Here is an 8,230-nt window from a genome sequence, read left to right as displayed (position 1 = left end):
ACGATGCCGACGTAATCCCACATGAAACGGCGCAGCTCGTGCCAGTTGTGGGTGATCACCACTTCCTCGTCGGAGTCGGTCACGCGGCTGGCGTCCCACGGCGGGATATCGTAATCGGCGTGCGACTGATCCAGTTGCGCGGCAATGTGCGTCGCCGCGGCGCGCGCGAACACCAGACATTCCAGCAGCGAGTTGCTGGCCATGCGGTTGGCGCCGTGAAGACCGGTGAAGGCGACCTCGCCGATCGCGTATAAACCGTTTATCGCCGTGCGGGCGTCAAGATCGGTCACCACGCCTCCGCAAGTGTAATGCGCGGCTGGCACCACGGGAATCGGGCCGCGGGTCAGGTCGAACCCGAACTGCAGACAGCGCGCGTGGATATTGGGGAAATGCCGGGTAATGAACTCAGCGCCCTTGTGGCTGATATCGAGATACACACATTCGGCGCCCAGGCGTTTCATCTCGTGATCGATGGCACGGGCGACCACGTCACGCGGCGCCAGTTCGGCGCGGGAATCGAAACGGTGAATGAACTCACTGCCGTCCGGCAGCAGCAGTCGGCCGCCTTCGCCGCGCAACGACTCGCTGATCAGAAACGACCGCGCGTCAGGGTGATACAGACAGGTCGGATGAAACTGCATGAACTCCATGTTGGCGATGCTTAGACCCGCGCGCCAGGCCATGGCGATACCGTCGCCAGAGGCGCTGTCCGGATTGCTGGTGTACAGGTAAACCTTGCTGGCCCCGCCCGTGGCCAGCACCACGAAGCGCGCCTCGAACACCTCTACTTCGCCGCTCGCGCGATTGAGCACATAGGCGCCTCGACAATCATTCGGTTGGCGCGGGTTCCCGCGTCCGGTGAGTTTTTGCGTCGTCACGAGATCGACGGCGATGTGGTTTTCGAATAAATCGATTCGTCGCGCTGCGCGCACGCGCTCGACCAGCACCTGTTCGATCGCCTGGCCGGTGGTGTCGGCGGCATGCACCACCCGTCGATGGCTGTGGCCGCCTTCGCGCGTGAAATGCAGTGTGCTGCTGCCATCGGCGTGCGTCTCGCGGGTGAAATCCACGCCCAGTTCGAGCAGCCATTCAATGGCGTCCGCGGCGTGCGCCACGGTGTATTGAACGACTTTGGGATCGCACAGGCCCGCACCGGCGCTCAATGTATCCGCGACATGCGAGTCGATGGAATCTTGTCGGTCCATCGCCGCGGACACGCCGCCCTGCGCGTACCATGTGCTGCCCTCATTCAGTAGGCCCTTGGAAAGTACCGCCACGCGCGCGGAATCGGCCAGGCGCAGCGCAAGGGTCAAGCCCGCCGCGCCGCTGCCGATGATCAGGACGTCATGGGCGCGGCATTCAAGTTTGGCTTGAGGGCGTGTCATCGTTTCTGTATTTTGTCACATGTTTTGCCATCGAAACATCAATGACCTGCTTTGCGGTGTTTTTAGCGTTTCATAACTACGGTTGTCACGTACTTGAAAAACAAGTCGGCGGCGCGAACTCCGCGTGGCGTCATCTGTCAATTTGTCAGGGTGCAGGGAACGCGCCCGGAAATGGGGGAAGGCCCGGATGGGCGAGATCAACGATCGTGAGCTGGTCAGGCGCGTACAGGCGGGAGACAAGCGGGCGTATGACGCGCTGGTCTTAAAGTACCAGCACAAGATCATCAAGCTGATCTCGCGCTACGTGCACGATCCGGATGCTGCGCAGGACGTCGCGCAGGAAGCATTTTTGAAGGCGTATCGTGGACTGGAGCGGTTCCGTGGAGAAAGCGCCTTCTATACCTGGCTTTATCGGATCGCCATTAACACGGCCAAGAATCACCTGGTTGCGCAGAATCGCCGCTCGCCGGATTACGAGGTCGATGCGCAGGAAGCCGAATACTACGAAGGTGCGTCGAAGCTCAAGGAATATGCCACACCAGAGCGGCAGTTGCTTACGGATGAAATAGAACGAACCGTATACCGCGCAATCAAAGAATTGCCGGACGATTTAAAAACGGCTATTACATTACGGGAACTGGAAGGCATGAGTTACGAGGAAATTGCGCAAACCATGGGATGCCCGATCGGCACCGTCCGCTCCCGCATATTCCGTGCACGCGAAGCGATCGATCGCCACCTGGCGCCCCTCATCAATTAGCGCGCTTTATTAAGTGAGCGAAGTTCCCTCGGAAGCCTGTTCATATTCCCCCGATACAGATTACGTCCATAAAGTCGCACGCACAGAGACGCCGCCATGAACAACGAGATTACCGACCAGCAAGAGCTGCTGTCCGCGTTTGTAGATGAAGAAACATCACAGTTTGAAGTACACCGACTGTGCAGTGAGTTGCTGAACGATGATCGCGAGCTGGCGCGTCTGGGACGCTATCACGTAATACGCGACGCGCTGCGGGGCAATCTGCCATTGAGGATTGACGCGAATTTTGTCGTCGGCGTGCACGCCGCGATCGAGCGCGAGCCGCTTGTCGCCGTAGTGCGCGATGCATCCCGGTGGCGTCCACGCGTGCTCAACCCAGCCCTGCGCGATCCCGGCCGACTAAATCCGAAGATAGGCTTTGGCCTGGCGGCTTCCGTCGTGGTGTGCGCGGTGCTCGGCTTTCAGTCATTCAACCGTTCATCCTCGCCGGAAGTGCCTGTCACCAACGTCGCCCGGATCAACCCCTCACCCGTCGGCTTCTCCGTCACTTCCCCCACGAATTCCTCCAATTGGCAGTCGTTGCGCCAGACCAGTGCAAAGGCCTCCGCAGCGGACGCCGCGCCCAGGGTTGACGCACCCGGGGTCTCTCTGGCCAGTAATCCTGACGTTGCCGCCCGCCTTAACAGTTATCTGGTCAATCACAGCGAGTACGCACCCTCGCGCGGCATGATGCCTTACGCGCGCGTAGTCCTGGGTTACGAAGGCAATCAGTAACCTCGGCGTGATGCGGTACGTCGCGCTATTCGCGATACTCGCGTTGCCGCACGCGGCATGGAGCGGGCAGGATGCAAAGGTCTGGCTGGATAAAATGGCCGACGCCGTACAATCCCTCAACTACGAAGGCACGTTCATCTTCGCGCGCGGGGACAAGATGGACACGATGCACATCGTCCATGGCCGCGACGCGCAGGGGATACGAGAGCGTCTGACCACGCTGACCGGCGAGGAGCGCGAGGTCATACGCGACCGCGGCGTGCTCACCTGCGTGTGGCCCCACCAGAACGCCGTGATGGTCGAAGCCACGCGCGCCCAGAAGCACGGCATTCCGACCACCATTCCATCCAGCACACAAGGCCTTGACGAACACTATCGGCTGAGTGTCCACGGCCGGGGCCGCATCGCCGGTAAACCCTGCCGTAATCTGAACATAGAACCTAAGGACACCCTGCGGTATGGGCACCGGCTTTGCATTGCCGAGGATTCGGGCATGTTGCTGGAATCTATGCTGCTTGACGCCCGCGGGCGGCCGATTGAGAAGGTCATGTTCACCAGCCTTGAACTGCGCGACCAGATTCCGGATGCGCACTTTGCGCCGACCATGATCGAAGCCGATCATGTCTGGTACCGCGCGGGGCCGCGCCAGCAGCCGTTCGAACTGAAACCCGACGTGCGCTGGCGGATCGGACGCAAGCCGCCGGGTTTCGAGGTGACGTCCGTGAGCAAGCGTGTGATCGCCGCCAGTCCCCAACCGGTGCAGCACATGATTTTGACCGACGGTCTCGCTTCCGCGTCGGTTTTCATCACAAGGCCGATAGAACGCACCGCGTTTTTCAAGGGCGCTACGCAAAGCGGTGCGCTGAACGCGTTTGCGCGCAGTGTGAATGGTTATCAGATAACCGTGGTCGGCGAAGTGCCCGCGGATACGGTACGGATGATCGGTCAGTCGATGGTGTACACCCCGTCCGAGTAGCTTTCGCCCGTCTATTGGTCGCGCCCCTGTCCATAGGTGGTTCAGTTTACCTGTACGCCGAAATCCGCTAACCACGCCGCGTCGGGGGCCATTCGCCGGTTTCAGTTCATGTTAATCTGACCACGGCGCCTGGGCGCCCACGCTATCCTGCATCAATTGTGGAAAACTTAGGGTGTTTCGATGCGACCAGGGATTGTTTTTCCGGCACTGCTTTCATGCGCGGGCCTCTCGACTGCGCACGCCCACCCCGGGCTGCCTGACTTTACCGGTCTGGTCAGGGCCAATGCCGCCGGCGTGGTCAACATCAGCACCACCCGCGAGGAGAAACCGAGCGCGACGCTGCCCCCAGATCTGGAGATCCCGGAGCTTCCCGAAGACAATCCCCTGAACGACTTGCTGCGTCGCTTTTTCGGCGACCGCGATGGCGAGCGTAAATCGTTCAGCGAGGAGTCGCTGGGCTCGGGATTTATCGTATCCCGCGACGGCTACGTGATCACCAATCGCCACGTGGTCGAGGACGCCGACGAAATCGTGGTGCGGCTTAGCGACCGCCGCGAGCTGCTGGCCGAAGAGGTCGGGCACGACAGCCACAGTGACATCGCGCTGCTGAAGATCGAGGCTGACCATCTGCCGGTTCTGAAGCTGGGCAGCTCCAGGGCGCTCAGGCAGGGAGAATGGGTGTTGGCGATAGGCTCGCCGTTCGGCTTCGATCACTCGGTTACCGCGGGTATCGTCAGCGCCAAGGGCCGCAGCCTGCCGAGCGAGAACTATGTCCCGTTCATACAGACCGACGTCGCGATCAATCCGGGCAATTCGGGCGGGCCGTTGTTCAATCTGGCCGGCGAAGTGGTCGGCGTCAACTCGCAGATTTTCAGTCAGACCGGGGGTTTCATGGGGCTGTCGTTCGCCATCCCCATCGAGGTGGCGATGGATGTGGCCCGGCAATTGAAGACCGACGGCTTCGTGTCACGCGGCTGGCTCGGTGTATACATTCAGGAGGTAACAGGAGAGTTCGCGGATTCATTCAACATGGAGATACCCACCGGTGCGCTGGTGACCATGCTGCTGCCGGGCAGTCCCGCGCGGGCGGGTGACGTGAGAGTCGGTGACATCATTCTTGAGTTCGATGGCAGGAAAGTGTCTGGCTCCGCGGCGCTCCCGCCCATGGTCGGCAGCACCCGCGCCGGGCAACGGGTGGAACTCGTCATCCTGCGCAACGGCAAGCGGATCACGCGGCGTCTAAAAGTCAGCGCGCTGCCCGGCGAGCAATCCGAAGTGTCCACCCGCACGGGGCCAGCCGAGCCAGACGTCAGCAATATCGTCCTGGGCCTTGAATTGCGGCCGCTTATACTCGATGGCAGGCAAGCGGAGCGGCGGGGACAGGCCACGGGCGGCCTGCGCGTGGTGAGGGTGATGGACAGTCCCGCCCGGGACGCGGGCGTGCGGAAAGGCGATGTGGTGCGCATGGTCAACAACGAAGCCGTGTCCACGGTCGCGCGGTTCAGGTCGATCATCGCGCCGCTGCCAGCCGGTAAATTCGTATCCCTGCTGGTGCGACGGGAACAGGGACCCAAGTTTCTGGCGTTGAAAATACCCGATTGAGCTATCCAGCGGACGGCGGCGGTATACTACGCGCGACGCAGTCAAATAAAGCTTCGGTCAGGGCCTGATGGGGGGCGACATCAGGCCTTGTTATAACGACTAATGCAAAATATACGAAATTTCTCCATCATCGCGCACATCGATCATGGCAAGTCGACCCTGGCGGACCGCTTTATCCAGCACTGCGAGGGACTTTCGGCGCGCGAGATGCGCGCGCAGGTGCTGGATTCCATGGATCTGGAAAAAGAGCGCGGCATCACCATCAAGGCGCACGCGGTGTCGCTCAATTACCACGCCAAAGACGGTCAAACCTATCAGCTGAATTTCATCGACACTCCGGGCCACGTCGATTTCTCTTACGAGGTTTCGCGCTCGCTGTCGGCCTGCGAAGGCGCGCTGCTGGTGGTCGACGCCTCACAGGGCGTAGAAGCGCAGAGTGTCGCCAATTCCTATACCGCCATCGATCAGGGACTGGAGGTGCTGCCGGTCATCAACAAGATCGATCTGCCGGCCGCGGAACCCGACCGCGTGGCGAGCGAAATCGAAGATGTCATCGGTATCGACGCCTCGCACGCGACGCGGGTCAGCGCCAAGACCGGCGAAGGTGTGGGCGATCTGCTGGAAAGCCTGGTCAGACGTATCCCGCCCCCGCAAGGCGATCGCAAGGCACCTTTGAAAGCCCTGATCGTGGATTCCTGGTTCGACAGTTACACCGGCGTGGTGGTGCTGGTGCGCATGATGGACGGCGTGGTCAGACCTAAACAAAAGATCATGGCGATGTCGCAGCAGCGGAGCTATCAGGTCGAAGGTGTCGGCATTTTCACACCTAAGCGCACGCCCAGGGATGCCTTGAGCGCGGGGGAAGTCGGCTATCTGATCGCCGGCATCAAGGACATCGACGGCGCCAAAATTGGCGATACTCTGACCTCCGTCGAGCGTCCGGCGTCAACGCCGCTACCCGGCTACAAGGAAGTACAGCCGAACGTGTTTGCCGGCATGTTCCCTGTCAGCGCCGACGATTTCGAGCGCTTTTGCGAGGCGCTGGAGCGCCTGCGACTGAACGATTCCGCACTCAGTTTCGAGCCGGAAACCTCACACGCGCTGGGCTTCGGTTTTCGCTGCGGATTCTTAGGCATGCTGCACATGGAAATCGTGCAGGCGCGTCTGGAACGCGAGTATGGCCTCGAGCTGATTACCACCGCGCCAACCGTCGTCTACGAAGTTCACACCACCAAAGGCGAGGTGCTGAACATCCACAATCCCGCCGCACTGCCCGCGCCCAACCTCATCGCCGAGATTCGGGAACCCGTGGTCATGGCGACCATTCTGGTGCCGCACGACTACATCGGCAACGTCATCGGTCTGTGCGTGGAAAAGCGCGGCGTGCAGACGCGCATTCATTACTTCGGCAAGCAGGTCTCGCTGGGCTATGAACTCCCCTTGAGCGAGATCGTGCTGGATTTTTTCGATAGGCTTAAGTCGGTCAGCCGCGGCTTCGCCTCGTTCGATTATCAGCCCCTGCATTTTGTCGTGTCGCCGCTGGTGAAAGTCGATATTCTCATCAACGGCGAGCGGGTCGATGCCCTGTCGGTGATCGTGCATAAGGACAAGTCGCAGGCGCGTGGCCGCGACCTCGCCGAACGCATGCAGAAAATTATTCCGCGCCAGATGTTCGATGTGGCGATTCAGGCCGCGATCGGTTCGCACATAATCGCGCGAAGCAGTATCAAGGCCTTGCGTAAAAATGTTACGGCCAAGTGTTACGGCGGCGACGTGACGCGCAAGCGCAAGTTGCTGGAAAAACAGAAAGCGGGCAAGAAGCGCATGAAGCAGATCGGCCGCATCGAGATCCCGCAGGAGGCTTTCCTGGCCGTGCTGCAGGTGAACAAATAAAAACACATGGAAACGAAATGAATTTTGACCTGGAACTGGTGCTGGTTATCGGCACATTGCTGACCGGCGGTATATGGCTTTTCGATCGCGTCGTCCTGGCCAGACGGGCGTCAGACCCGATGCCAGAGACCGCGCATGCCGCGCAGGGCAGGGAGCCCGCGACGCGGGCGCGTGCGACCGAACACAGGCCCGGTTACGCCGCCGCCCGCAATGACCCGTGGTATGTCGAATATTCGAAATCGTTTTTTCCGGTGCTGCTGATCGTGTTGCTCCTGCGGGGGTTCGTGGCCGAGCCGTTCCGCATTCCGTCCGGCTCCATGATGCCGACCCTGCTGGTGGGGGATTTCATCCTGGTCAGCAAATTCGCCTACGACATCCGCCTGCCCGTGCTCGGCACTACCTTGCTCGAAACCGGCGACCCGCAACGCGGCGATGTCATCGTGTTCCGTTACCCGGAAAATCCATCCGACGACTACATCAAGCGGGTGGTCGGGCTGCCGGGCGATCACATCGGCTACTACAACAAGGTCGTGTATATCAACGGCAAACGAGCGCCGCAACAGCCGCTGCACAAATATTACGCCGCGCGCAGCGGGGCCGCCATGAGTGGCGCCACCGTCGTCAGCGAGCTGCTGAGCCAGGTCAGACACCCGATTTTGCTGGAGCCGCGGCATCCTGGTATGGACGGCGAATACGTCGTTCCGCCGGATCAGTATTTCGTGATGGGCGACAACCGCGATAACAGTAACGACAGCCGCTTCTGGGGTTTCGTGCCGGACGAAAATCTGGTGGGGCAGGCGTTCCTGATCTGGCTGAACTGGGACATGCAGGGCGGTGTGT

General features: G+C 60.7%; 7 protein-coding genes. 6 read left to right on the top strand and 1 reads right to left on the bottom strand.

The features are described 5' to 3' along the window. Positions 1-1,385, bottom strand: a 1,385-nt coding sequence (nadB, locus tag H0V34_15300) for an L-aspartate oxidase (GenBank protein MBA2492982.1), incomplete at its 3' end; no start/stop codon positions are given. A 187-nt stretch (positions 1,386-1,572) separates the two neighbouring features. On the opposite strand from nadB, the gene rpoE reads away from it, so the two are divergent. The 6 genes from rpoE to lepB all read left to right on the top strand — a co-directional run. Continuing rightward, entirely contained in the window at positions 1,573-2,145 is a 573-nt protein-coding gene (gene rpoE, locus H0V34_15295) for an RNA polymerase sigma factor RpoE (protein ID MBA2492981.1), read from the top strand. Between the two features lie 96 nt (positions 2,146-2,241). Continuing rightward, positions 2,242-2,919, top strand: a complete 678-nt coding sequence (locus H0V34_15290; GenBank protein MBA2492980.1) for a sigma-E factor negative regulatory protein — start codon at positions 2,242-2,244, stop codon at positions 2,917-2,919. 7 nt (positions 2,920-2,926) lie between these two features. After that, positions 2,927-3,895, top strand: a complete 969-nt coding sequence (locus tag H0V34_15285) for a MucB/RseB C-terminal domain-containing protein (GenBank protein ID MBA2492979.1) — start codon at positions 2,927-2,929, stop codon at positions 3,893-3,895. Positions 3,896-4,075: 180 nt separating this feature from the next. Further along, the gene (locus H0V34_15280) at positions 4,076-5,497 is read left to right on the top strand and encodes a Do family serine endopeptidase (protein ID MBA2492978.1); all 1,422 of its coding nucleotides are present in this window, start codon (positions 4,076-4,078) and stop codon (positions 5,495-5,497) included. A gap of 102 nt (positions 5,498-5,599) precedes the next feature. Next, positions 5,600-7,390, top strand: coding sequence for an elongation factor 4 (lepA, locus tag H0V34_15275; GenBank protein ID MBA2492977.1), 1,791 nt, complete (start codon positions 5,600-5,602; stop codon positions 7,388-7,390). Between the two features lie 17 nt (positions 7,391-7,407). Then, a partial coding sequence (lepB, locus tag H0V34_15270) for a signal peptidase I (GenBank protein ID MBA2492976.1) occupies positions 7,408-8,230 on the top strand: 823 nt, incomplete at its 3' end.

Source organism: Gammaproteobacteria bacterium (genome assembly GCA_013696315.1).
Lineage (GTDB): Bacteria > Pseudomonadota > Gammaproteobacteria > JACCYU01 > JACCYU01 > JACCYU01.
Note: the sequence above shows the minus strand (reverse complement) of the source record. Positions and strands in the feature narration are given on the sequence as shown.